Origin of the sequence: Pseudomonas sp. PA1(2017), from assembly GCF_001945375.1 — a bacterium.
Classification (GTDB): Bacteria; Pseudomonadota; Gammaproteobacteria; order Pseudomonadales; family Pseudomonadaceae; genus Aquipseudomonas.
The window spans coordinates 740,888-765,960 of record NZ_MSXU01000001.1; the positions used below are offsets into that span (position 1 = coordinate 740,888).

The 25,073-nt window shown below is 64.8% G+C and carries 21 protein-coding genes, 1 pseudogene and 1 riboswitch; of the genes and pseudogenes, 12 read left to right on the top strand and 10 right to left on the bottom strand.

Going from position 1 to position 25,073, the window contains the following annotated elements; genetic code table 11:
• Positions 1 to 511 precede the first annotated feature (511 nt).
• From BVH01_RS03385 to BVH01_RS03425, 9 genes are all read left to right on the top strand, one after another.
• On the top strand, positions 512 to 970 hold the full coding sequence (locus BVH01_RS03385; protein WP_075928954.1) for a hypothetical protein: 459 nt from the start codon (positions 512 to 514) through the stop codon (positions 968 to 970).
• 662 nt (positions 971 to 1,632) lie between these two features.
• Positions 1,633 to 2,508, top strand: a complete 876-nt coding sequence (gene dapA / locus BVH01_RS03390) for a 4-hydroxy-tetrahydrodipicolinate synthase (protein WP_075928955.1) — start codon at positions 1,633 to 1,635, stop codon at positions 2,506 to 2,508.
• 14 nt (positions 2,509 to 2,522) lie between these two features.
• The gene (locus BVH01_RS03395) at positions 2,523 to 3,683 is read left to right on the top strand and encodes an iron-containing alcohol dehydrogenase (protein ID WP_075928956.1); all 1,161 of its coding nucleotides are present in this window, start codon (positions 2,523 to 2,525) and stop codon (positions 3,681 to 3,683) included.
• Positions 3,680 to 4,927: a four-carbon acid sugar kinase family protein gene (locus tag BVH01_RS03400; RefSeq protein ID WP_075928957.1), complete on the top strand. Its 1,248-nt coding sequence runs from the start codon at positions 3,680 to 3,682 to the stop codon at positions 4,925 to 4,927. Before BVH01_RS03395 ends, BVH01_RS03400 begins: the two co-directional genes overlap by 4 nt.
• Positions 4,920 to 5,942: a 4-hydroxythreonine-4-phosphate dehydrogenase PdxA gene (gene pdxA / locus BVH01_RS03405; protein ID WP_075928958.1), complete on the top strand. Its 1,023-nt coding sequence runs from the start codon at positions 4,920 to 4,922 to the stop codon at positions 5,940 to 5,942. The genes BVH01_RS03400 and pdxA overlap by 8 nt, the downstream gene beginning before the upstream one ends.
• 53 nt (positions 5,943 to 5,995) lie before the next feature.
• Positions 5,996 to 7,408, top strand: coding sequence for a sodium:solute symporter family protein (locus tag BVH01_RS03410; RefSeq protein WP_075928959.1), 1,413 nt, complete (start codon positions 5,996 to 5,998; stop codon positions 7,406 to 7,408).
• The gene (locus tag BVH01_RS03415) at positions 7,395 to 8,519 is read left to right on the top strand and encodes an exo-alpha-sialidase (RefSeq protein ID WP_075928960.1); all 1,125 of its coding nucleotides are present in this window, start codon (positions 7,395 to 7,397) and stop codon (positions 8,517 to 8,519) included. The genes BVH01_RS03410 and BVH01_RS03415 overlap by 14 nt, the downstream gene beginning before the upstream one ends.
• Positions 8,520 to 8,565: 46 nt before the next feature.
• Positions 8,566 to 9,252 (top strand): SDR family NAD(P)-dependent oxidoreductase, encoded by a 687-nt coding sequence (locus tag BVH01_RS03420; protein WP_075928961.1) that lies wholly within the window; start codon positions 8,566 to 8,568, stop codon positions 9,250 to 9,252.
• A 53-nt stretch (positions 9,253 to 9,305) separates the two neighbouring features.
• Positions 9,306 to 10,067, top strand: coding sequence for a DeoR/GlpR family DNA-binding transcription regulator (locus tag BVH01_RS03425; RefSeq protein WP_075928962.1), 762 nt, complete (start codon positions 9,306 to 9,308; stop codon positions 10,065 to 10,067).
• Positions 10,068 to 10,088: 21 nt separating this feature from the next.
• Here the strand turns inward: BVH01_RS03425 and BVH01_RS03430 are convergent, their stop codons facing one another.
• Both BVH01_RS03430 and BVH01_RS03435 read right to left on the bottom strand, forming a co-directional pair.
• The gene (locus BVH01_RS03430) at positions 10,089 to 10,610 is read right to left on the bottom strand and encodes a DUF3617 domain-containing protein (protein ID WP_256562698.1); all 522 of its coding nucleotides are present in this window, start codon (positions 10,608 to 10,610) and stop codon (positions 10,089 to 10,091) included.
• 92 nt (positions 10,611 to 10,702) lie between these two features.
• Complete coding sequence (locus tag BVH01_RS03435; RefSeq protein ID WP_075928963.1) at positions 10,703 to 11,206, bottom strand: GNAT family N-acetyltransferase; 504 nt, start codon at positions 11,204 to 11,206, stop codon at positions 10,703 to 10,705.
• Between the two features lie 262 nt (positions 11,207 to 11,468).
• On the opposite strand from BVH01_RS03435, the gene BVH01_RS03440 reads away from it, so the two are divergent.
• Entirely contained in the window at positions 11,469 to 12,290 is an 822-nt protein-coding gene (locus BVH01_RS03440) for an ion transporter (protein ID WP_075928964.1), read from the top strand.
• A gap of 99 nt (positions 12,291 to 12,389) precedes the next feature.
• Here BVH01_RS03440 and BVH01_RS03445 read toward each other — a convergent pair whose 3' ends face one another.
• From BVH01_RS03445 to cbiE, 8 genes and pseudogenes are all read right to left on the bottom strand, one after another.
• A complete protein-coding gene (locus BVH01_RS03445; RefSeq protein ID WP_075928965.1) occupies positions 12,390 to 12,791 on the bottom strand; it encodes a DUF1850 domain-containing protein in 402 nt (133 codons plus the stop codon).
• On the bottom strand, positions 12,788 to 14,851 hold the full coding sequence (locus BVH01_RS03450; RefSeq protein WP_075928966.1) for a TRAP transporter permease: 2,064 nt from the start codon (positions 14,849 to 14,851) through the stop codon (positions 12,788 to 12,790). The genes BVH01_RS03445 and BVH01_RS03450 overlap by 4 nt, the downstream gene beginning before the upstream one ends.
• Positions 14,852 to 14,966: 115 nt before the next feature.
• Positions 14,967 to 15,923: a TAXI family TRAP transporter solute-binding subunit gene (locus tag BVH01_RS03455; protein WP_075928967.1), complete on the bottom strand. Its 957-nt coding sequence runs from the start codon at positions 15,921 to 15,923 to the stop codon at positions 14,967 to 14,969.
• 344 nt (positions 15,924 to 16,267) lie between these two features.
• Positions 16,268 to 17,611, bottom strand: a complete 1,344-nt coding sequence (locus tag BVH01_RS03460; protein WP_075928968.1) for a sigma-54 dependent transcriptional regulator — start codon at positions 17,609 to 17,611, stop codon at positions 16,268 to 16,270.
• A 267-nt stretch (positions 17,612 to 17,878) separates the two neighbouring features.
• Positions 17,879 to 19,627, bottom strand: a complete 1,749-nt coding sequence (locus BVH01_RS03465) for an ATP-binding protein (protein ID WP_075928969.1) — start codon at positions 19,625 to 19,627, stop codon at positions 17,879 to 17,881.
• Positions 19,628 to 19,709: 82 nt separating this feature from the next.
• Positions 19,710 to 20,420, bottom strand: coding sequence for a ferredoxin (locus BVH01_RS03470; RefSeq protein ID WP_075928970.1), 711 nt, complete (start codon positions 20,418 to 20,420; stop codon positions 19,710 to 19,712).
• 140 nt (positions 20,421 to 20,560) lie between these two features.
• Positions 20,561 to 21,286, bottom strand: a complete 726-nt coding sequence (locus BVH01_RS03475) for a cobalt-precorrin-6A reductase (RefSeq protein ID WP_075928971.1) — start codon at positions 21,284 to 21,286, stop codon at positions 20,561 to 20,563.
• A pseudogene (gene cbiE, locus BVH01_RS03480) lies at positions 21,283 to 22,489 on the bottom strand (precorrin-6y C5,15-methyltransferase (decarboxylating) subunit CbiE). Before cbiE ends, BVH01_RS03475 begins: the two are co-directional and overlap by 4 nt.
• Positions 22,490 to 22,651: 162 nt before the next feature.
• Positions 22,652 to 22,985: riboswitch (cobalamin riboswitch) on the top strand.
• 95 nt (positions 22,986 to 23,080) lie between these two features.
• Between cbiE and cobG the strand changes: the two are divergent.
• Together cobG and BVH01_RS03490 are read left to right on the top strand one after the other, a co-directional pair.
• A complete protein-coding gene (gene cobG / locus BVH01_RS03485) occupies positions 23,081 to 24,436 on the top strand; it encodes a precorrin-3B synthase (RefSeq protein ID WP_075928972.1) in 1,356 nt (451 codons plus the stop codon).
• Complete coding sequence (locus BVH01_RS03490; RefSeq protein WP_075928973.1) at positions 24,433 to 25,065, top strand: precorrin-8X methylmutase; 633 nt, start codon at positions 24,433 to 24,435, stop codon at positions 25,063 to 25,065. Before cobG ends, BVH01_RS03490 begins: the two co-directional genes overlap by 4 nt.
• The last annotated feature ends 8 nt before the right edge of the window (positions 25,066 to 25,073 follow it).

A 25,073-nucleotide genomic window follows, 5' to 3' on the forward strand; every position in this document is an offset into this window, starting at 1 on the left:
GCTGGATCCGCGCACACCCGATCAATTAGCAGCAGCAGAGAATTGCATGCAGGCAGCAGGCTTCAAGGCCCCCCAGCCAAGCCATCGTATGTGCGCAGCACAACCTCATCTGGCTACTTGCCAAGCCGATGCGGCTCCCACCTCGCGAAGCGTCGAGCGGCGCCTGAGTAGTAATTATTGCCAGGCCAAGAAGGACGTTGAGTTCTGCCGCCGCACGGCAAGTAACCCCTCTGCATGCGAAGAAGGCCCGGTGGTCCCTGAATGCCTGCCTTGAACCTAGAAGTAGTTACTGAGAAATCCCAGTTCGTCTAACCGACGAGCACGCAACTGGTACGTCCTCTCCCATAGCAACAGCCCTGCCCTAAAGAGAGCTGCCAACACATGCGCAATAAAAACAAATCGTCTTCTTTTTGAAGATCCTCTCGCGGGGCACGAGTCTGGGTTTAACGCCAATACAAGCAACGTTCAGCCTCAGAAATGGCTGCAAGGGACAACCAAGGAGCAGGTTGCGATGTATGCCTTCAAACGCATAGTGGCATCCTTCACCCTCTGCCCGGCGCTGGTGGGCGTGTTCACATTTGGGTATTTCTGCACGCTTGAGCTGATGGCCCGAACCACCAGCATGAGCGTCTTGGAAACCGTGATAGGTACGTTCTGGTTCGGCATTCTGTCGGCCGTGACGAGTCTGGTTTTCTATGGCATCCCGGCGTTCGGCCTGGCAATGTTTTACGCATACTTCCAGCTTCGTCGGTGTGTTCTGCACATGCTGATCGTTTGCCTGGCTGGAGGTACGGGCGCACTCGTGTGGGGTGAGGTGCTGCCGATGGAAACCCATCACGTGGGGCAACTTCTGCCTGGGCGCAGTGACGTCGTTGCTGATGGCGCTCTATGCGCTGCCGAGACAGAAGCCAGGCAGCTAGAACCTTATGACCGTGCCCCTGCGAACCGTCTTTCTGATCGTGCTAGCTAGCGCTCTGACCGCCTGCTGGGGACGGCAGCCGTTTCAGCCGCCACCATTCAACTTCGAGGTCTGGCAAAAGCCGGGCGCTTCAACAATGGAGGTCAAGAAGGCCCTGCTGGCATGCGGCTCGCCACATCCGCAGGAGGATGACCGCCCGCCCAACCAGCGGGCCGAGACCCAAAACTGCCTGATTGCTGCCGGCTACTGGATGCCGAAGCAGTACTCTACCCAGTGCACCCTTCAACCGGACCTTCCCGCGTGCCAACCCGGCGCAACGCCTACTTCGCCCAGCGCCGAACGCCGGTTGAACAGTGACTATTGTCGGGCAAGGCGAGATATGGATTTCTGCCGCCGCACGGTCAGCAATCCTTCCGCCTGCACGCCTGGCCCGGTCGAGCCGGAATGCCTGCCGTGAACCCAGGATCGTGCCCAGGCTCTGAGTAGGCGCCCGGCACCGGTAACGCGCCAGGGAAACCATCCAATTCACCTCGCGGTTCGATTCCGCTAGGCACGCCCTTCAAATCCCGATCAATTCGATCAAAAAAACTTACTCAAACCGAATGATTCGCTCAAATAAACGCGGAGAAAGCTGAGCTCATCCAGAAATATTTGATCGATTCAATCATAGATGCTATTCATAATGACCAAAACAATCATAAACAGGATAATCCATGAAATTCCACGGTATCGTCCCTGCCCTCGTCACGCCGTTCAATGCGGCCCAGGAGGTCGATGAACCGGCGCTTGCCGCGCTTATCGAGAGCCTCGTCTCTGCCGGCGTGCACGGCTTGTTCGTGCTGGGCACCAATGGCGAGTTCTTCGCGCTCTCCGACGTCGAGAAAGTGCGCATCGCCAAACTGACCGTCGAGCTCGCCGCCGGCCGCGTGCCGGTGATTGCCGGCACCGGCGCCTTCGCCACCCGTGATGTGATCGAGCTGAACAAGAAGATGAGCGATGTGGGCGTTCAGGCCCTGTCGGTGATCACGCCTTACTTCAATGCCGTCAGCCAGAGCGAGCTGATCAATCACTATCAGGCCATCGGCGACGCCTCCGATCTGCCGATCATGCTCTACAACATTCCCGCCAAGACCGGTATGTCGATCGGTATCGGCGCGGTCGCAGCGCTTTCCCAGCACCCGCAGATCAAGGGCATCAAGGACAGCGCCGGCAACTTCGACGCCCTGGTGCAGATGATGCGCTACCGCAGCGACGATTTCGCGGTGTTCGCCGGCACCGACTCGCTCATCTACTGGAACCTCCTGGCCGGCGGTGATGGCGCGGTGGCGGCCACCGCCAACGCGGTGCCCCATGTGGTGATGGATATCTGGAACCAGTTCCAGGCCGGCAACCACGAAGCCGCCCGCGCCGCCCAGGAGGCCCTGCGCCCGCTGCGCGACGCCTTTGCACTGGGCACCATGCCGTCCGTGCTGAAAAAGGCCACAGACCTGCTCAATGTGCCGGTCGGCCCCTGCCGCGCCCCCGTTGCCGCCCTCGATGAACAGACCGTGCACAAGCTCGAAGGCTTGCTGGCCGCCTACCAACGCTGAGCCGGAGGATCACCATGTATCACTTCCAGACCGTCAAACACGTCATCCACGGTCCCGACAGCCTGAGCACCCTGGGCGACAAGCTCGCGCTGCTCGACACACCGCTGCAGCGCGTGGTGCTGGTCACCCAGAACGCCATGCACCAGTTGGGCGTCACCGAGCGCGTGGTCGCCCAGCTAGAGGCCAAGTCCATCGCCGTCACCGTGGTCGATGATGTCGAGATCGAGCCGACCCTGGAAAATATCGAAGGCGTGTTCTGCCGCGCCGTGGCCCCTGCCGCGCCAGACGCGCTGATCGCCATCGGCGGCGGCAGCGTGCTGGACGCCGCCAAGCTGTTCACCGTGTTGCTCACCAACGACATGCCGCTGCGCGACATGCTCGGCATCGACAAGGTACCCAATGCCGGCGCGCCCATGGTTCTGGTGCCGACCACCTCGGGCACCGGCTCGGAGGTCACCCCCAACGCCATCGTCACCCTGCCGGACGAGGAGCTGAAGATCGGTGTGGTCAGCCGCCACCTGCTGCCGACTCTGGTGATCCTCGACGCCACCCTGACCCTTGGCCTGCCCAAACCGATTACTGCCGCCACCGGTATGGACGCCTTCACCCACTCGCTGGAGTCGTTCATTTCCACCAAGGCCAACCCGATCAGCGACACCTTCGCTCTGGAGTCGATGCGACTGATCGCCGGCAGCATCGTCGAGGCCTATCAGCAGCCCGGCTCGGTGCAGGCGCGCAGTGACATGCTGCTCGGCTCGATGTACGGCGGCCTGGCGCTGACTGCCGCCGGCACCGCCGCCGTGCACGCCCTGGCCTACCCGCTGGGCGGCAAGTTCCACGTCACCCACGGGGTGGCCAACGCCATGCTGCTGCCCCACGTGATGGCCTTCAACATGGATGCCTGCGCGCCACGCCTCAAGCGCGCTGCCTGCGTCTGCGGCCTGGCGCGAGAAACGGACAGTGACGAAGTGGCCGCACGCAAACTGATCGACCAGATCAGCGCCTGGACAGCCACCCTGGAGATTCCCCAGAACCTGCGTGACTTCGGCGTGGCCGAGGAGCACCTGGCGGACATGGCCGTGGCGGCCTCCAAGGTCACCCGCCTGATAGTCAACAATCCCAAGGCACTCAGCCTGGACGATATCCAGCAGTTGTACCGGCGCCTGCTGCCATGAAACGGCCGCTGCTGGTGATCGCCGATGACCTGTCCGGCGCCGCCGATTGTGCGGCCGGCTTCGCGCGCCACGTGGCCACCGAGGTGCTGCTGGACCCGCGTGCCGAGCACCGTGCACAGCCGGTGACCGCCATCGACCTGGACACCCGCCGCCTACCGGCCGAGGAGGCCGCGCAGCGCAATCGCGCCCTGCTGGAAACCCGCATCTTCGCTGGCCACGGACTGTACAAGAAGGTCGACTCGACCCTGCGCGGCAACCTGCTCAGCGAAGTCGCCGCGCTGCTGGGCAAGGGCATGGCGCTGGTCGCCCCCGCCTTTCCGGCGATGGGTCGTACTACCTTGGGCGGCGTGCAGTATGTCGATGGCGTGGCCGTCGATCAGAGCGATGTCTGGCGCAACGAAGGCCTGAGCGGCACGAGCGATCTGCTCGAACTGTTCGGCAGCGACGGCTTGCGCTGCGCCGCACTCGACCTCGAACAGGTACGCGGCGTCGGGCTGACTGGATCGCTGGCCCGCCATCTGCGGGCCGGTACCCAAGTGCTGGTCTGCGATGCCCAGCTGGATGCCGACCTGCAGGCGCTGGCCCAGGCCTCGGTCGAGCATGCCGATCAGCTGTTCTGGGTCGGCTCGGCCGGCCTCGCCCAACACTTGCCCGCCGCCCTGGGGCTGGCACAACGCATCGCGCCGGCGCTGCCCAAGGCCGCAAAGCCTGTGCTCACCGTGGTCGGCAGCATGTCGCGGCATTCCCAGGCTCAGGCCGCGCTGCTCGCCGAGCGCAGCGGCCAGCAGTGGCAGCGCATCGAACCACGGCTGTTGCTGGCAACTGATGCAGCCGATCAGCGCGACGCGTTGAGCGCTCGCCTGGCCGCACAGATGGCGAGCGGCAAGGATCTGCTGATCAGCCTCGAACAGCGCGACCGCGACCCAGCTCAAGCGACGTTGCTGGGCGCGCCCCTGGCCCGGTTGCTGCTGCCGGCCATCGCCAAGGCCGGCGCACTTATCGCCACCGGCGGCGAAACCGCCCGCGCCCTCCTTGCCGCTGCCGCCATCGACAGCCTGCAGCTGCACGGCGAGCTGGCCCCCGGCGTGGTGCTGTCCAGCGCCCGCCGGCAGGGCCGCGAGCTGGCCATCGTCACCAAGGCAGGCGGCTTCGGCCAGCCGGACACCCTTTACCAGGCCTGGGCTCGCCTGCACGGCGCCAGCCATTCCCAGCCCCTCTCCGAGAAGGAAGCCCACCATGTCTGAACGCCCCGTAATCGGCATCACCCTGGGCGATGCTGCCGGCGTCGGCCCGGAAATCATCATGAAGTCGCTGGCCCATGACAGCGTCTACGCCATGTGCCGGCCGCTGGTCATCGGCGATGCCCGGCGTCTGGCCGATGCCAACCGCATCGTCGGCGGCAGCCTGCAGGTCAACGCCATCGAACACCCACGCCAGGCCCGCTTCCAGCCGGGCGTGGTGGACTGCATCGACCTCGACCTGATCCCCGACGACCTGCCCTACGGCCAGCTCTCGGCGATCGCCGGCGACGCGGCCTTCCGTTACATCGAGCGCACCGTGCAGCTCACCGAAGCCGGTGAGCTCGATGCCATCTGCACCGCGCCGCTGAACAAGGAAGCGCTGCACGCCGGTGGGCATATCTTTCCCGGCCACACCGAAATGCTCGCCCACCTGACCGGCATCGAAGAGGTGTCGATGATGCTGATGACGCCGACCCTGCGCGTCATCCACGTCACCACCCACATCGGCATCATCGACGCCATCGCCCGCATCGAGCCGGGTCTGGTGCGCCGCACCATCGAGCGCGCCCACGAGACCCTGGTACGCGCCGGCGTCGACAACCCGCTGATCGCGGTGTGCGGCATCAACCCCCACGCCGGAGAGAACGGCCTGTTCGGCTACGGCGAGGAGGCCACCAAGATCCAGCCGGCCATCGACGAGCTGCGCGCCCGCGGCTGGCGCGTGGAAGGCCCACTGCCGGCCGACACCCTGTTCTTCCGCGCCGGCCGTGGCGACTTCGACGCGGTGGTCGCCATGTACCACGACCAGGGCCATGGCCCCGTGAAGGTCATGGGCCTGGAGGCCGGGGTCAACGTCACCATCGGCCTGCCGGTGATCCGCACCTCGGTCGATCACGGCACCGCCTTCGACATCGCCGGCAAGGGCATCGCCGACGAACGCAGCCTGATCGAGGCGCTGCGCCAGGCCGTGGAACTGGCCACCCGCAAACGCAAGCAGCCGACTCCTGCCCACGCCTGAGTCACCCCCAACTTCCTCACGCAAGCCCTAGACAAGAACAATCGGAGCGAATGATGGAAACCTTCAACACCCAAGGCACGTTGATCATCATCGGCATGGTGGTCGTCTACATCCTGTTCACCTCCTGGCTGACGATGCGCATTCGCAGCAAGAACACCGAACAGTACATGGTCGCCTCGCGCAGCATGCCGGCCTTCATCGTCGGCATGCTGATGATGTCCGAATACATCGGCGCCAAATCCACCATCGGCACCGCCCAGGCGGCGTTCGAAAGCGGCATGGCCGCGGCCTGGGCGGTGGTCGCCGCCGCCATCGGCTTTCCGCTGTTCGCCATCCTGATGGCCAGGAAGCTCTACAGCTCCGGTGAATACACCATCTCCGGCTTCATCGAGCGCCGTTACGGCTATGGCGCCAAGATGATGGTCTCGGTGATCATGATCTACGCCCTGCTGCTGGTGAACGTGGGTAACTACGTCAGCGGCGCGGCGGCCATCGCCACGGTAATGCACATCAACCTGCCCACCGCAGCCTTCATCACCGCCATCGTCAGCACCCTCTACTACGCCTTCGGCGGCATGAAGAGCGTGGCCTACATCAGCGTGCTGCACACCGTCGTCAAATACGCCGGGGTGATGATCGTGCTGTGGATCGCCCTCAAGCTGGCCGGCGGTTTCGACCAGGTTCACCAGAGCCTGCCAGCGCACTACTTCACCTGGGATGGCGCCATCGGTGGCTCCAAGGTAATGGCCTGGATCATCGGCACCGTGGGCGCGATTTTCTCCACCCAGTACATCATGCAGGCGATCAGCACCACCAAGAGCGCCAAGTCCGCACGCAACGCCGCGCTGTGGGCTGGCCTGATGTGCCTGCCGATCTCCATCGCTCTGGGCGTGATTGGCGTGGTTTCCAAATACCTGCACCCGGATATGGACAGCCTCTATGCCCTGCCGGTATTCCTGCAGTCGATGAGCCCATGGATGGCCGGTGTGGTCACCATCTCCCTGGTCGCCTCGGTGTTCGTCGGCGTCAGCGCCGTGGCCCTGGCCATCACCTCGCTGGTGGTGCGCGACTTCTACGTGCCAATCTGCAAGCCCAACGCCGAGCGCGAATTCCGCATGACCAAGGTGATCAGCCTGATCGTCGGTTTCGTGCCCCTGGTGTTCGTGTTCGCCGCGCCGGAAATTCTCAACCTGTCGTTCTTCACCCGCGCCCTGCGCCTGTCGATCACCGTCATTGCCCTGGTGGCCATCTACCTGCCGCTGTTCGCCACCGGCCGCGGCGCGACCTGGGGCCTGGGTGCCGCCACGGTCACCACCAGCGTGTGGTACCTGATGGGCAACCCGTACGGCATCGATAACATGTACATCGCCCTGATCACCCCGGCCGTGGTGATCTGCATCGAGCGCCTGCTGCCGCGCAGCAAGGCCGACGCCAACGCTTCGGAGGTTTCCAATGCCAACTCTTGAACAGCGCCACGACGCCTACCTGCCCACGCCCTATGCCCAAAACCATGCCGCCAATCTGCATGAACTGGCCGACGGCACCCTGCTGTGCACCTGGTTCGCCGGCACCCAGGAAGGCATGGCCGACATCTTCGTGCTGCTGTCGCGCCGCGACCCGGCCACCGGCGTGTGGAGCGAGCCGCAGAAGATGTCCGAAGACGCCAGCCGCTCGGAACAGAATCCCATCCTGTTCCAGGCACCAGATGGCCCGCTGTGGCTGATCTGGACCGCCCAGGTTTCCGGCAACCAGGAAACCGCCATCGTGCGCCGTCGCCTGTCCGAGGACGGCGGCCTGACCTGGGGCCCGATCGAGACGCTGTTCGACGAGGTGGGCACCTTCGTGCGTCACCCGCCGGCGGTGCTGAGCAACGGCGACTGGGTATTCCCGGTGTGGTACTGCATCACCCAGCCGGGCGAGAAATGGATCGGCAACCATGACGTCAGCGCGGTGATGATCAGCAGCGATCAGGGCCGCACCTGGAGCCGCCACGATGTGCCGCAGAGCACCGGCGCCGTGCACATGAACGTTCAGCAGCTGACCGACGGCAGCCTGTTGGGCCTGTTCCGCAGCCGCTGGGCGGACAACGTTTATGCCAGCCGCTCGACCGATCTGGGCCGCACCTGGAGCGTACCGGCGCCCACGGAGTTGCCGAACAACAACTCGTCGATCCAGTACATCCGCCTGGCCAGCGGCGAACTGGCGCTGGTCTACAACCCGATCAACGCCGAGGGTATCGAGCAGCGCCGCGCTTCGCTGTACGACGAGATCGAGGACGAGGGCGACGAGCGCGTCACGCCGACCGTCAATGCCGACGGTCGCGGCGCCGTGTGGGGCATCCCACGGGCGCCCATGAGCCTGGCGATTTCAGCCGATGAAGGACGCAGTTGGCCGCTGCGTCTAGATATCGAGCTCGGCGATGGCTTCTGCATGACCAACAACTCCCAGGAGAAGCTCAACCGCGAGTTCTCTTACCCGAGCATCATCCAGGCTCGTGACGGTAGCCTGCACGTGGCCTTTACCTACTTCCGGCAGAAGATCAAACACGTGCATATTCCCCTGGCGGCTATCCGCTAGAGCCAACGGGCGCCCTGGCGGCGCCCCTTTTGCGTGGAGAATCCAGATGAGTGAAGACCGCCGCTGCGCGTTGGTCACCGGGGTCAGCTCGGGCATCGGCGAAGCCATTGCCCTGCGCCTGCTCGAAGACGGCTGGCAGGTAATCGGCATGAGCCGACGCGCGCCGAGCCTGCAACACCCGAATCTCAGTTTCATCGCCGCCGACCTGGCCGAAAACGCTTCGTTGGCCGGTGCCCTGGGGGACATCCCAGCGCTCGACGCCATTGTTCACGCCGCCGGCTTCATGCGCACCGCGCCCTTGGGTGAACTGCGCGACGAGGACGGCACGGCCATGTGGCAGGTGCACGTCAGCGCTGCCACGCAACTGGTCAACGGCCTGCTCGGCCGCCTGCGGGCACCGGGGCGTATCGTGCTGGTCGGCAGTCGCACCATGTATGGCGCAGCGGGCCGCAGTCAGTACGCCGCCACCAAGGCCGCGCTGATCGGCCTGGTACGTTCCTGGGCCATCGAGCTGGCGCCCAGGGGCATCACCGTCAACCTGGTCGCCCCGGGCGCCACCGAAACGCCGATGCTGATCGATCCGGCCCGCCAGGGCACGCCGCCGCGCCAGCCGCCCATCGGGCGCTTTATCCAGCCCCGTGAAGTGGCGGCCATGACCGCCTTTCTACTCGGCCCCGACGCCGGCGCCATCACCGGTCAGCAGTTGGTGATCTGCGGCGGTGCCTCGTTGTGAGCTGGCCAGGCGGTAAGTGATACAGTGCAGCCGCCTCTCCCTGAAGGATCGCCATGAAAGTCGCCAAACGCCGCCAGGCCATTCTTGAGCTGGTGCTCTCCAACAACGGCAACGTCAACGTCGAGACGCTGTGCAGCTCGCTCGGCGTGTCCGAAGCCACGGTGCGCCGCGACCTGTCCTCGCTCGCCGAGCAGGGCATGATCATGCGCACCTACGGCGGCGCCGCGCACATCGGCAAGCATGCCCCGGAAGCTTCGCTGGAAGAGCGCAGCAGCCATTCCAGCCTGGAGAAGGAGCGCATCGCCCGCGCCGCACTGGCCCATGTGCAGGACAACGATACCGTGCTGCTCGACGGCGGCACCTCGACCGCGAGCCTGGCGCGGCTGCTGCGCGAACGCACCGGCCTGCACGTGATCACCAACAACCTGCTGGCCCTGGAATCCTTGCACGAGCTGCCACAAGGGCGGGTGACGGTACTGGGCGGCGACCTGCGTCCCGGCAGCATGGCCACCTTTGGCCCCGCGGCCATGGCGATGCTCGAACGGCTGAGCGCCGACAAGGTGTTCGTGAGCGCCGATGGCGTGGTCGCCGGGCGCGGCCTGTGCGAAGCGAGCGCCAGCCAGGCCTATCTCAAGGACTTGATGATCCGTCAGGCGTCGGAAGTGTTCGTGCTTGCCGATGCCAGCAAGCTGGGCCGCGACCAGCAGCAGTACTGGACGCCCCTGAACACCCGCTGGACGCTGATCACCACCGGCAGCGCCGAACAGCTGGCCGATTTCGACAATGATCCGCGGGTGATCCAGCAGCGGCTCTAGACCGCCGCTGGTCGCTTCGGGTTACTGACGCGGACGCAACGCACCGCAATCAGCCGACACCCAACGTGCCTCGGACTCCATGCTGCCCTGCTGACGGCCCGCGCCGCTGTCGAAGTCACCGCTGACCTTGGTGGTGAACGACTTGTCGTCGAGAAAGTGCGCCTCACCCTGGCCGCGGCCCTGTGGGCAAGTGAAGTTGAACACCCAACGATCGTTATCACGGGAGGTGATCTGCTGGCTGCAGTTGGGATCCTGCAGGGGGATGTTCTGCGCATCGACCTGGGCTTGGCTGATGCAGTACTGCACGCCCTTTTCGCCGAGCTGGATACCCTGCTGGGCCATGGCTCGCTCCATCATTTCACGCTGGGCCTGGGGCAGGCTCTTGAACTGCTGCAGCATCACGTCGCTGCTCGGCAGTGTCTTGCCACCGAGCTGCATGTTCTTCGAGGTGATTTCCCAGAGACCGGGCTGGATCTGCTGCTCGGCGGACGCCATGAAAGGCAGTGCCAGCAGGCAAAAAGGCAGGATTTTCAAACTAGGCATGGGCATACGGGACTCCGTTGAGTGACCACTGCGGTGGCTCGCTTAAACTCCGACAGCAGTGCCGCCGGGATGTCTCCATAGAATGGCGGCGATCAAACTTCCACTTCCTGGTGGTAAAGCCGCAGCCCGCGTGCCTGATAGTTCGCCAGCGCACTAGGGTGATCGAGGCTGCAGGTGTGTACCCAAACCCTTTTCGTACCGGGCCAGGCCCAGGCGGACTGCAGCGCGTGGGTCAGCAGCGGGCCACCGAAGCCCTGGCCGAAAAACGCTTCGGCGAGACCGAAGTAGAGGATCTCTACTGCCCCCTCGGCATCGCGTTGCAGCTCGTAGTAACCGGCGATGGCGCCCCCGTGATAGGCCACCCAGGTGCGGTGGTCGTCGCGTTCGATCGCCTCGCGCCATTGCGCGGCCGACCAGGCCAGCTTGTCCGTCCACTCCCAGGGCTCACCAACCAACTGATAAAGAAAACGGTTGAGCTGGAACTGCTTGATGCGGCACTCGACCACCTGCAGATCGTCAGGCATGGGCTTGCCGCGCACCTGCTCGGCGCTGTGCATTTCCAGGTAATAGGTGATGTTGCTGCCTTGCTCGCTCATGCCGTGATCCGTCGTGTTGAGAGGCCTGGGCCTCGTGGCGAATAGCGCAGGCTAATGATCGGCGCCGTGCTCGGCAATCCCGTTTTCTTTCATTTGGACGAGGAGAAATTTACACATAGCCGAAAGAAAATTTGCATATAGCCGCTCGCCAACCCGCATAACGTCTACACATTTAGCGAAAATCCAATCAGCGGACGCACTTTCTTCCACCAATACGCTTAATTACTCTCGGCAACCCCATTGCTACCCATCGATTCCCACGATGAACGACCTCAACACCGCGAACCCTGCAAGCCACTGCCGCCAGCAACTGGCTGCGCTCATGGACGGCAAGCCCGTGCAGCGTCTGATCACCGTGCTGATCCTGATCAACGCCGCGATCCTCGGCGCGCTGACCTCGAAGGAAATCGTCGCCGAGTGGGGCTGGCTGCTGTTGCCTGTGGATATGTTCATCCTCGCGGTATTCGTGGTCGAACTGGCGCTGCGTTTCGCGGCCCGAGGCATTGGCCTGCTGCGCGACCCGTGGGCGGTGTTCGACTGCATCGTGGTGGGCATCGCCCTGGTGCCGGCCAGTGGGCCGTTCAGCGTGCTGCGTGCATTGCGCGTGTTGCGGGTACTGCGCCTGGTGTCGATCAACCCGAACATGCGCAAGGTGGTGCAGGCGCTGCTGGCTTCGCTGCCCGGCATGGGCAGCATCATCATGCTGATGGGGCTGATCTTCTACGTGTCGGCGGTGATGGCAACGCAGCTGTTCGGCGAGCGCTTTCCCGAATGGTTCGGCAGCCTGACCGCCAGCCTGTATTCGCTGTTCCAGATGATGACCCTGGACAGTTGGTCGAGCGGTACGGTGCGGCCGATCATGGAGGTCTATCCGCTGGCCTGGCTGTTCTTCATTCCCTACGTGCTTATCGCCACCTTCATGATGCTAAACCTGTTCATCGCGGTGCTGGTCAACGCCATGGAGGATGCCCAGGGGCCGGACACGGAAGCCGAGGCGCGGGTACAGCGCGAGGAGATGATTCTTCAAGAATTGAAGGCGTTGCGGGCGGAGTTGGCAGACATGAGGCGTGGGACTGCAGGTTAGAGCAACACGTATATCGTTGTAGGAGGGGCCGGGCGGCGCTCCGTTTTAGCCTCGAGCCCTTTGTTTGCCTTGATAAAAAGCTCGGGGCTAAAGCCCCTGCTACGAATTTGCTGAGCGGTCACTCTCACAGCTCCACAGCTCCACCACCGGCTGGCTCGCCGTCGGCGGCCCGAGCCACTCGCTGAAAGGCTTGCAGCCCACGGCATCGCATAGCTGGTAGTCGCCCGCCTCGGGCGTACGCCCCAGGCGCAGCGGTTGCAGCGGTGGCACCTGGCGCTGGTAATGCCAGGCCCCCTGACGCAACACGGCACCATCCGGGATCTCCATGCCGGCGCCACTACCCCGTACCCGCGCCTCACCGAGCAGCAGCCCGCCCGGCGTAACGCGGTAGTCCTCTTCCCAGCGGATCTTCTCGATCGTGTGATCCCAAGCCAGGGTGAAGGACGGCACGGGCAGCGTCGCCCATACCGTCCCCGCCAGGCCCAGGCAAAGGCCGATCAAGCGGCCGCCATGGCCGGCTGGCGACGGGCGCGCAGCATATGCACCGCGATAACCGCAGCGGCAACCAGGAAGCCGATTTCATCGGTGGTCACGCTATACAGTCCGAGCAGGTCGTAGCTGAATACCGAGGCTGGTATCACCAGCGACGCACCGGCAGCGAACACCAGCAGCCGCTCCCACGCACGCATCGGCGCCGAGAAGTAGCCGACCACCGCCATGCCCCACAAACCGACGGCAAACACCGACTTGATCAGCATGTAGAGAATCGCGCCCCAGTCGTCGCCCTGCATCAACAGCGCCGGGTCATAAACCGCCATGAACGGCACGACGAAGCCACACGCGGCGATGCGCACCGACCACAGGCTTATCCTCAGGCCGTTCTCCTTGGCGATCGAGCCCGCGGCGAAGCAGGCCAATGCCACTGGTGGCGTCAGGTCGGCCATCAGGCCGAAGTAGAAGACGAACATGTGCGACACGATCAACGGCACGCCCAACTCCAACAACGCCGGCGCGGCGATGGCGCTGGTGATGATGTAGTTGGGAATGGTCGGGATGCCCATGCCGAGTATCAGGCAGGTGAGCATGGTCAACACCAGCGACAGGAACAGGTTGTCCTTGCCGATGGCCATGATGTAACCGGCGAAGGTAGTGGCGATGCCGGTCAGCGAGACTACACCGATGATCACGCCCACCAGGATGCACGCCACCGCCACCGGAATTGCGTGGCGCGCGCCTTCGGCCAGCGCCCACACGCAGGCGCGCAGGGTTTCCCGCCCACCCTTGACGTAGAAGCAGCCGGCGACCAGCAAGGCGATCACACCGAATACCACGCCGATGCCGAACTTGAGGAAACCGGAGCTGACCAGCCCCAGGGCGATCCAGAAGGCGATCTTCAGCCACAGGTTGCTGGCGCGCATGACGATCGCCGTACCTAGGATCACGATGGCCGTCAGGGCCAGGCCCACGGTGCCGGAGAACATCGGCGTGAAGCCGGCGAACAGCAGATACACCAGCACACCCAGCGGAATCAGCAGGTACCAGCGTTGCTTGATGGCTGCGAAAGGGTCCGGGCATTCGTCTTTCGGCAGCCCGACCAGTTTGAGTCGCTGGGCCTCCAGGTGCACGGTCCAGAAGATCGAACCGAACCACAGCAGAGCCGGGATCAACGCCGCCTTGGCGATCTCCACGTACGGCACGTTGATGGTCTCGGCCATGATGAACGCCACGGCGCCCATGATCGGCGGCATGATCTGGCTACCCATGCTGGCCGAGGCTTCCACCGCCGCGGCAAAGGTGCCCTTGTAGCCGAAGCGCTTCATCAGCGGGATGGTGAACTGGCCGGTGGTGACCACGTTGGCCACGCCCGAACCGGTGATGGTGCCCATCAGCGCCGAGGTCACCACCGAAACCTTGGCCGGGCCGCCGGTCTTGTGGCCGAACATGCCCATGGCGAAATCGGTGAACAACCGGATCATCCCCGCCTGTTCGAGAAACGCCCCAAACAGGATGAACAGGAAGATATAGGTGCCCGAGACATAGGTCGGCGTGCCGTAGAAACCTTCGGTGCCGAACGATAGCTGGTTGATGATCTGATCGAAGTCATAACCACGGTGCGCCAGGTCGCCCGGCAGGTGCTCGCCGAACAGGCCATAGGCCAGGAAGCAACCGCAGATGATCGGCAAGGCCAGGCCCATGACCCGCCGCGCCGCCTCGAACACCAGCACCAGCAGGGTCACCCCCACCACCATATCGAAAGGGGTGAGGTCGCCCGAACGCTGGATCAGCTCTGCCTCGAAATACCACTGGTAAATCGCCGTGCCCAGCCCCGCCAGGCCCAGCGTCCAGGCCAGCGGCGTCCACGGCCGGCCTTGGCCACGCATCGGAAAGCACAGGTACACCATCAGCAACACGAAGCCGACGTGCCCGGCGCGCAGTACCTGGCTGGAGAACGGATGGAAGGCGGCCCCGATGATCTGGTAGGCCGAAAACAGGATCGCGACGTAGAAAACGGCCTTGGGCCACTGACTGGGATTGCCGGTCAGACCTGGATGATCGCTCATGGATAGATTCTCGATGCAGCTGCAATAACGGCGGGCCATTGCCTAGGAGCATGGCCAAGCGCCGACCCGACAGGCGAGCGGGCAGCGCGTACGGCCGTCCGCTCTACCCTGCGCGTTACTTGAGTACGCCGGCTTCCTTGTAGAAACGCTCGGCACCCGGATGCAACGGGATAGGCAGGCCTTCGGTGGCAGTTTCCAGCTTGATGTCGTTGGCCGCGGAGTGGGCGGTACGCAGACGGGGGAGGTTGTCGAACAGCAACTTGGTCATCTGATAAGCCACGTCATCGGAGACCTTCTCGTGGCTGACCAGCAGGTTGACGATGGCCGCGGTCGGTACGTCCTGATCCTGACCGTCGTAGGTGCCAGCCGGGATGACCTTGGCCTGATAGGCCTGGCTGTCGATCTTGGCCACCACCTCTTCAGGGATGGCCACGAAGGTGATTGGTACCATCGATGCCAGGTCGCGAATCGCCGCCATGCCCAGGCCGGAGGACTGCAGAGTGGCGTCCAGCTGACGGTTCTTGATCAGTTCGACCGACTCGGCATAGGGCATGAACTCGACGCGCCCCATGTCTTTGTAGCTCAGGCCGGCAGCTTCGAAGATCGCCCGGGCGTTGAGCTCGGTGCCGGACTTCGGCGCGCCTACGGAGATGCGCTTGCCCTTGAGGTCTTCCAGGGTCTTGATGCCGGATTCTTTGCTGGCGACGATCTGGATGTAGTTCGGGTAGGTGGCGGCGATGGCGCGAATGCGCGTCAGCGGCGCCTTGAAGCCGGCATCCTCGACACCGTTCCAGGCGTCTTCGACCGAATCGCCCAGCGCGAAGGCAATCTCGCCACGGCCGGACTGCAGCAGGTTGAGGTTTTCTACCGAGGCCTTGGTGGCCTGGACCGAAGTTTTCGCGCCCTCGATACCGCTGCCGTACAGCTGCGACATGGCCACGCCAATCGGGTAATACACCCCACTGGTGCCGCCGGTAAGCACGTTGATGAAGGTCGGTGCGGCAAGTACCGCGGTGCTGGCAGTGAAGGCTGCGGCAGCCGCGAACAGGGTGACGCGCTTGGTCAGTCGCATGGTGTTTCTCCGTGATTATTCTTGTCAGAGAGCCGGTTTTGAATGTCCGGTTACCAGCAGCCATAGCAGGTGTCGTGCCAACGAAGAAAAGCCGCAAGCCAGAGCGGTTTCTGGAAGATCACTAGAGAGAAAGCAGCGAAAGGTCGCCTATTGGCCAAGCGGCAATCGGCAGAACTCCGCTTATGCGAAGCGTGGGAATGATCTTCAAGCGACCTGCCAGCGCGCTCCCACAAAAGCAGGCCAATGGCAGCTCCCAATCGTTTGAATGACCTACAAAGGCCGCCGTCAAATCGTAGGGTGGGCTTCAGCCCAGCAGCGAGCCCGACCGTCCTCTGAGCCGCGACTCAATCCTCGTCACTACTCCCGGCAGGTCGATAGGCGCTGCGCTGCAATCTGTGGCGCTGCATCTTTTCGTTGAGCGTGCGGCGTGGCAGTTGCAGCAGCTCCATGGTCCTCACAATGCTGCCGCGGCAACGCAGCAGCGCGTTATGCAGGCATTGCGCCTCGAACGTTTCCATCTGCCCGGCAAGGGACTGGTTGCCCTCCCGCGAGCCGGTGTCGCTAAGCCCCAGCGCATGGCGTTCGGCAGCGTTGATCAATTCGCGTACGTTGCCCGGCCATTCGTGGCCGAGCAACGCGGCCAGCTTGGCAGGCGTAAGTGGCTCGAGGGTTCGGCTGTAGCGTTTGGCGGCCTCTTCGGCAAAGTGTTCGAACAGCAGCGAAATGTCTTCGCGCCGCTCACGCAGTGCCGGTATCTTCAGCGTGGCGACATTCAGCCGGTAGAACAGATCCTCGCGAAAGCGCCCGGCTCTCACTTCATCGAGCAAGTCCGGCTTCACCGCGCTGATCACCCGCAGGTCGACCTGAATGCTGCGGTTGGAACCGAGCCGCTCCAGGGTCTTTTCCTGCAGCACGCGCAGCAGCTTGACCTGCTGCGCCAGCGGCAGACTTTCCACCTCATCGAGAAACAGCGTGCCGCCGTGGGCGTGCTCGATACGGCCGACACGCTTGTTCTGGGCGCCGGTGAAGGCGCCACTCTCATGACCGAACAACTCGCTCTCGAACAGGTGCTCGGGAATCGCCGCACAGTTGAGCGCCACGAACGGCTTGTCGGCGCGCTCGCTGAAATCGTGCAGGCAGCGCGCCACCCGCTCCTTGCCCGAGCCGGTCTCGCCACGGATCAGCACGTTCACCGAGGTGCCGGCCAGGTCGAGAATCTGCCGGCGCAGCCGTTCCATGGGCCGCGACACGCCGAGAAGTTGCGCGGCGATCCCGTCCTTGAGGGCGAATTGCTGGCGCAAGGCGCGGTTCTCGCAGATCAGCCGGCGCTTTTCCAGGGCGCGGCGCACGGTGTCGAGCAGGCGATCCGGGGTGAAGGGTTTCTCGATGAAGTCGTAGGCGCCCTGCTTGAGCGCCTGCACGGCCATCGGTACGTCGCCATGGCCAGTAATCATGATCACCGGCAGATCGCGGTCGAGCTCGACCACACGCCCCAGCAGCTGCAGGCCATCGGTGCCGGGCATGCGTACATCACTGATCAGTACGCCGGGAAAGTCGATATCGAGCAGCGTCAGCGCCTGATCCGCAGTGGCACAGGTCTGCACGCTGAAGCCAGACAGCTCCAGCCACTGCTGCGCCGCCTCGCGGATCGCTGCTTCGTCATCGACGACGATTACCTGACCTGCCATGAGACCTCCTTACTTTTAGTGCCTGTTCAGGGTCTGCTGCGCTTCGCGCCATACCGCGTTAGGAACAGGATGGAATACCAACCCGGTCGGACTGCTCATTTACAGCTCGCAAAGTCGAGCGCAACTCCGGCGCTCCACGTCTATTTTTATGGGGCGGCCTGGTTTGCATGGCTTTGGGTTGCCAGGCCTTGAAAAGGCCCTGGAAGGGGCAGTGTATCCCCGGATCACAACAGCGGTAGCTGACGGGTGTTACACGAAATGCCAAGTTCACCCGGCACGCGGCAGACGCAGGATGAAGAGCGCGCCGTCCGGGCAATTGCGTGCCTCCAGGCTGCCGCCCAGGTCGCGCACGATGCCGTAGGAAATCGCCAGGCCCAGCCCCAGCCCCTCGCCCACCGGCTTGGTGGTGAAGAATGGCTCGAAGACGTTGCCCAGATGCTCCTCGGGGATACCGCCGCCCGTGTCGCTGACCTGCAGCACGCAGCTATCGCCCTGCACTTCGATCAAGGCGCCGAGCAGGCGCCGCGGGCTATCGACCATGGCGTCCAGGGCATTGTTGAGCAGGTTGAGCACCACCTGTTCGAGGCGGATGGCATCGCCGGAGACCCGCGCCTCACTGCGAATCTCGCGGCGTAATTCGACTTGTTCGCTGCGCAACCGCGGCGCCAGCAGCAGCAACGCCTGCTCCAGCACATCGCTGAGCAGCAGCCGCTCGTGGAGCCCGGCGGGGCTCTTGCGGGCGAAGGTTTTCAGGTGGCCGGTCAGGCTGGCCATGCGCTGCAGCAGGCCGTCGATGCGCGTCAGGCCGGCGCGTACATCCGCTTCACGGCCATTGTCGAGCAGCAGGCCAAGGCTGCCGAGATGCATCTGGATGGCCGTCAGCGGCTGGTTGATCTCATGGGCCATGGCCGCCGACATCTGCCCCAGCGCGGCCATCTTCGCCGCATGCACCAGGCCTTCCTGGGCCTCGCGCAGTTCGGCGGTACGCAGTGTCACCTCACGCTCGAGATTCTCGCGAATGCTCGCCTGCAGACGCTGGTTCTTGCGCCGCTGCAGCAGGAACAGCACCAGGAACACCAGGGTCAGCCAAACGCCGGCGGCGGCCAGGCGATAGCTGCGCGCGGTGTCGCCCAGGCTGCTTTCCTCGATCAGCAGGTGCAGCGTCCACTGCTCGCTGCTCAGCTCCTGACGCTGCCACAGATAGCTCTGCCGGCCATCGGGGCCATCGATGTTCATCCAGTCGGCATTGCCCTCGAAGTACGGGCCGGGCTCGGTGGACAGCACCTCCAGCGGGCGCTCGGCATACTTGCGCACCTCCACCAGCTCGGCGTGATCGAGCTCGTCGAGCTCCTCCAGCGCTAGGAAACGCCAGGCAGGCCGGCTGCTGAGAATCACCACGCCATAGCTGTCGGCGACCAGCAGCACACCGGGCTGGCCGACCCATTCGCGCTGCAGTTCCTCGAGTTCGAGCTTGACCACCAGCACGCCGATCACCGCGCCGTCGTCGTCGTAAACCGCGTGGGAAAGGAAGTAGCCGGGCACCCCGGTGGTCACCCCGACCGCGAAGTAGCGGCCGGCGGTGCGGTGCAGGGCATCCTGGAAATAGGGACGAAAGCCGTAGTTGCTACCGACGAAGCTGCTCCACTCGTTCCAGTTGCTGGCCGCCAGGGTGTGGCCGCGGCGGTCGATCAGGTAGAGCACGCTGGCACCGGCAGCGGTGTTGAGCATCTCGAAGCGGCGATTGAGCTTGTCGCGCAGTTGCGGATCATCCGGTGCATGCAGCAGAGCCTGGATGTCGCCGTCCATCGATAGCAGTTGCGGTACCGAGCGAAAGCGGTCGACCAGGGTCTGGATCGATTGCGCATAGAGCTGCAACTGGCCGTGGGCCTCGCTGCTGCGATCCTCCCAGGCCCGCTGCTCGGCGTAGCGGCTGGCCAGCCACAGGCTGACGGCCAGGCCGACGATCACCAGCAGCACGATGGCAACGATGCGATAGCGCAGAAACAGGGCGGTCATGCATGACTCGAATTCTTGTGATGCCGGCATGTTAGCCCGAAACATGCGTGAGTCGGGAAGATGCCGCCGGCGTGAAACTGGGCTAGGGCCGCGACATCATCAACTCGGGCACCGCACGCCCAGCGACCAATTGCTCGTCGACCAGGCGGATCACATCTTCGTCGCTGCGCAGCTGGTACCAATGGCCCTGTGGATAAACCGTCAGTGTCGGGCCCTGGTCGCAGGGGAACTGGCACTGTGTGCGGGTGATGTGCACACCGCCTTCGCACTCCAGCTTGCCGGCGGCCTTGACCTGTTCGCGCAGCTTTTTCCACAGGGGCAGCGCACCGCGCCGGGTGCAGCGCGGGCCGTTGCAGAGCAGCACGCGGTATTGGTGGGCGGGGATTTTCGACCAGGCGTGGCTGCCTGGCAGTTCCGGCACGTCGACGCAGCCGAGGTGCAATTCCGGGCGATCGATCAGCGCGCAGGCAGCGCCAGCCGCGTCGGCATCGAGCTGGCCGAACAGGCTGGTGACGAAGATGCGCTGGGGATCGGTCTTGGCCGCCAATTCACTGCGTAGCCAGTCGACATGCTGGCTGCTGCTCTGTGACTCCAGGTCGATCACCAGGCAGGTGCCGCTGCCCTCGCCCACGCGCTGCCAGAGGCCGTCGTAGCCCGCACCAGTGTCGACGATATCGGCCAGCGCCGCCTCGCCCCGCAGCTCGACCAGCCGAGCGCGAAACAGCTCGGCGAACGAACCGTCGAGCAGATCAGGGCCGGCGAACAATACCTGGGCGTAAGGCGTGGCAGTCATGGTCGGGCTCCGCAAAAAGTGCGGCAGTTTAACAGCGTCGTGACGAACAGCGTTTCGTGGCCTGGGTTGAGCGCAGCGATACCCGGGAGGTTTTGGGCCGGCTCGTACGTTCCCCGGGTTTCGCTGCGCTCTACCACAGGCTACGGGATGGTTACCTGCAATGCTTGCCACAGCGCCTCAGGCTCGGCGAACTCACGGTCCACCGCCGGCAACGCTGGCCGCTGCAACACCAGCACCGGCACACCGCGTTCGCGGGCAACCTGCAGCTTGTGCTCGGTGGCCGCGCTGCCGCTGTTCTTGCTGACCAGCACGTCGCAGTTCAGCCGCGCGAACAGCACGCGCTCGTCCTTGAGGCTGAACGGCCCGCGGGCACCGATCACCTCGGCCCGCTCGCTGGTCGGCTGGCCTTGCAGGCAACGTACCGTCCAGTGCTGATGGGCAGGAATCTCGTGCAGATGCTCCAGCGGCTCGCGCCCCAAGGTGAACAGCGGGCGCCGGAATCGCGCCAGGGCGGCGATCAGCGAGGGCCAGTCGAACACCTCGCGCCAGTCATCACCCGGCGATGCCGTCCAGCCTGGACGCCGCAGCGCCCAACAGGGCACGCCGGCCTGCTCGGCAGCGCGTGCCGCGTTATGGCTGATCTGCGCGGCATAGGGATGAGTTGCATCGACCAGCAAATCGATGCGCTCCCTGTGGATAAAATCGGCCAGCCCCTCGGCACCGCCAAAGCCGCCGACGCGCACCTGGCAGGCCAGATCCTCGGGCACCTTGCCCAACCCGGCGAGGCTGTAGACATGCTCAGGCCCGAGGCGGCGGGCGAGATTCAGCGCTTCGCCGATCCCGCCGAGCAGCAGGATGCGGCTCATCGCGGCTTGCTGACGTCGAGCAGGGTGATCGGCAACGCGCCGCGCCAGGTGTCGAACCCGCCCAACGGCTTGGCCTGGGCCACCTCGATGCGGGTCAGCTCGCCGCCGTGTTCGCCGCGAAAGGCGATCAGCGCTGCCTCGCTCTGCAAGGTCACGGCATTGGCCACCAGCCGACCGCCGGGCTTGAGTGCCTGCCAGCAGCGCTGCAGCACGCCAGGTACGGTCACGCCGCCGCCGATGAAGACCGCATCCGGCGCGGCCAACCCGTCCAGCGCCTCGGGCGCCCGCCCGGCCACCAGTTGCAGGCCGGGCACACCAAGGGCATCACGGTTATGGGCGATATGGGCCTGGCGCCCTTCGTCCGCCTCGATGGCGATGGCGCGGCAGCTGGGGTGGGCGCGCAGCCATTCGATGCCGATGGAACCGCAGCCGGCGCCGACATCCCAGAGCAGCTCGCCCGGTGAAGGCGCCAGCCGCGACAGGGTAATGGCCCGCACATCACGCTTGGTCAGCTGGCCGTCGTGGCGATAGGCATCGTCCGGCAAGCCGGGGGTCAGCGGCAGGCGAATGGCTTCATAGTCTGGAACGCACTCGATGGCCACCAGATTGAGATCCGCTGCGCGCTCCAGGGACCAGCCATCGGCGAGCCCATCAATGCGCCGTTCGCGTTCGCCGCCCAAGTGCTCGAACACGCTCAGCCGGCTGGGGCCGAAGTCCCGCTCGCGCAGCAGTTCGGCGACGGCGGCCGGGCTGTCGCCATCGTTGCTCAGCACCAGCAGGCGCGCGCCGGAATGGATTTGCACCTGCAGCGCTGCCAGCGGCCGGGCGACCAGCGATACGACGGCGGTGCTCTGCAGCGGCCAGCCCAGACGGGAAGCGGCCAGGGACACCGACGATGGCGCCGGCAGGATGCGCAGCTCGTCCGGCGCCAGCTCGCGAGCCAGGCTGGCGCCGACGCCGAAGAACATCGGGTCACCGCTGGCGAGCACACAGACCGGCGTGCCGCGGCGCTCGAGCACCGGCGTCAGGGAAAACGGCTTCGGCCAGGGCAGGCGCGTGGCACGGATGCAGTGGGGCAGCAGCGCCAGCTGGCGCTCGCTGCCGACCACCCAGCTCGGCCGCCAGCAATGCATGCCGCGCTGCCTTGCCGAGGCCGGCGTAGCCATCTTCACCAATGCCCACGACGGTCAGCCAGGGTGTCATTTCTCAGTCCTCATCATTGGCAGCCAGCGGTGGATTGGGTGGAGTGGCCATTCGCCCGATTTGTAGCAATGGCCTTCTCCACAGCGACTGCCATCGACACATCGCAGCCATGCTTCTGGGCGATCCGACGACGCGGCTTTTCATCCCGGCGGGCAAAGCGGGCATAATAGCGCCTCTGTCGGTGCCCAGCGGCTACATGTGAGCCAATGCGGCCTAAGAGGGAACACGAGAAAACCTGTTCAATAGCTAGCGAGCTAGAGCCCTGCAAGGCAGAAATTGGCGAGGAAGCGGAGTGTACTTCTGTACATGAGCATTACGAGGCATTTTCTAACGCAGCAGGGCCGACGCGCAGCAGATGTTGGGCAGGTTTTCCGCCGTGGCTGCCCCCGCAACTGTTGCAGCGAGCGCCTTGCCAATCGCCACTGGGAAACCGGGAAGGCCGGCCAGGCGCCATGACCTGCGAGCCAGGAGACCTGCCGGCCGATTCAGTCGCATGCGCCCACACCGGGCGGGGTGTCCCGGTGAGAGAAACTGACCCTTCTCTGGCCTATCCTCGAACGGATGCCCATGTGACCCGACTACGGTGATCCGTTGAAACAGCCTGCTCACACGCCATCGCTATCTGTTCGTCCCTCGGCCTGCCCGGGGTTGCTGCGTATCGTGCAGGCGAAGGACGGCGGCATCTGCCGCATCAAGCTGCCCTGCGGGCGCCTCGAAGCCGAGCAGGCCGAACGCATTTCCAAGGCCGCTCAGCGCCATGCCGGCGGGGTGATCGAGGCCACCAACCGCGGCAACTTGCAGATTCGCGGCATCCGCGCCGGTTGTGAAAACACGCTGATAAGCGAGCTGCTGGACGCTGGCCTGGGTCCGCGCTCGCCGGCCGCCGATGACGTGCGCAACCTGATGGTCAGCCCGGCAGCCGGCCTCGACCCGCAGGCGCTTGTGGATATCTCGCCGCTGGCCGCGCAACTGCTGGCGACCCTGGAGAACACGCCGCGCCTGCATGCCTTGTCACCGAAGTTCGCCCTGCTGCTCGACGGCGGCGAACGCCTGGCGATGCTCGAACACCCTCACGATATCTGGCTCAGCGCCCTGCCCCTGGAAGATGGGATCGGCTACGCCTTCGGTCTTGCCGGCTGTCCGCCCACGACGGCAGACGATGCACCCGCGCTGGCTGTCGTGCCACAGGCCGCGGCCCATGATCTGGTGATCGCCCTGCTCGAACTGTTTCTCGAGCTGGCCACACCCGAGCAGACGCGCATGCGCCATCTGCTGGAAAACCATGCGCCTGCCGAGCTGCTGCAGCGCTTGCAGGTTCGGCTGGGCGATGCGCTGCTACCGATAAACGAGTGGCGCCGGGCGCCGGCGCACGCCAATGCCCATCTCGGCATCCATGAGCAGCATCAGCCTGGTCTCGTGCATATCGGCGCCAGCCCTGCCCTTGGTCGGCTGGCGGCCGAACAGCTGCTAGGCCTGGCAGCCCTCGCCCGCCGCCATGGCGATGGCAGCCTGCGCCTGACGCCTTGGCAAAGCGTGCTACTGCCGAATATTCCCAAAGCCGCTGTCGATGAGGTTATCCACAGCCTGCAAGGTCTCGGCCTATTGACCGACGCCGCCGCGCCGCTGGCGCGGATCATCGCCTGTACCGGCGCCAGCGGCTGCGCCAAGGGGTTGGCCGACACCAAGGCCGATGCCCTGCGTCTGGCCGAACGGCTGCCCGCCGGCAGTGAACGACCGAGCATTCACCTCACGGGCTGCAGCCGCTCTTGCGCCGCCGCCCACCGCACGCCCTTCACCCTGCTGGCCGTGGCCGAAGGTCGCTACGACCTGTTCGCCCGCCAGCCTCTCGGCAGTGGCTTCGGCCAGTTGCTGGGCCATCACCTGACACCTGACGAAGCCGGCGCCCTGCTCGCCTCGCTCACCGCTACCCGGAGTTTCACCCGATGACCGATTACATCCGCGATGGTCAGGAGATCTATCGCAATTCCTTTTCCATCATCCGCGCCGAGGCCGACCTGAGCGCCATTCCGGCGGATCTGGAAAAGCTCGCGGTGCGGGTCATCCACGCCTGCGGCATGGTCGACGTGGTGCAGGATCTGCGCTTCTCGCCGGGTGCCGGTACGGCAGGGCGTGAAGCACTGGCCAGGGGCGCGGCGATTCTTTGTGACGCACGGATGGTTGCCGAGGGCGTCACCCGCACGCGGCTGCAGGCCGCCAACCCGGTGATCTGCACCCTCAACGATGCCGGCGTACCGGAGCTGGCCAAGCAGCTCGGCAATACCCGCTCGGCGGTGGCCCTGGAACACTGGCGCGAACACCTGGAAGGCTCCGTGGTGGTGATCGGCAACGCGCCGACGGCGCTGTTCTACCTGCTCGACATGCTCGCCGCCGGCGCGCCCAAGCCGGCGCTGATCCTCGGCTTCCCGGTGGGCTTCGTCGGCGCTGCCGAATCCAAGGATCTGCTCGCCGCTACCTATGCCGAGCATGGCGTGCCCTACGTGATCGTCCAGGGCCGCCGCGGTGGCAGCGCCATGGCCGCCGCGGCAGTCAACGCCCTGGCCACGGAGGTCGAGTGATGAGCGGT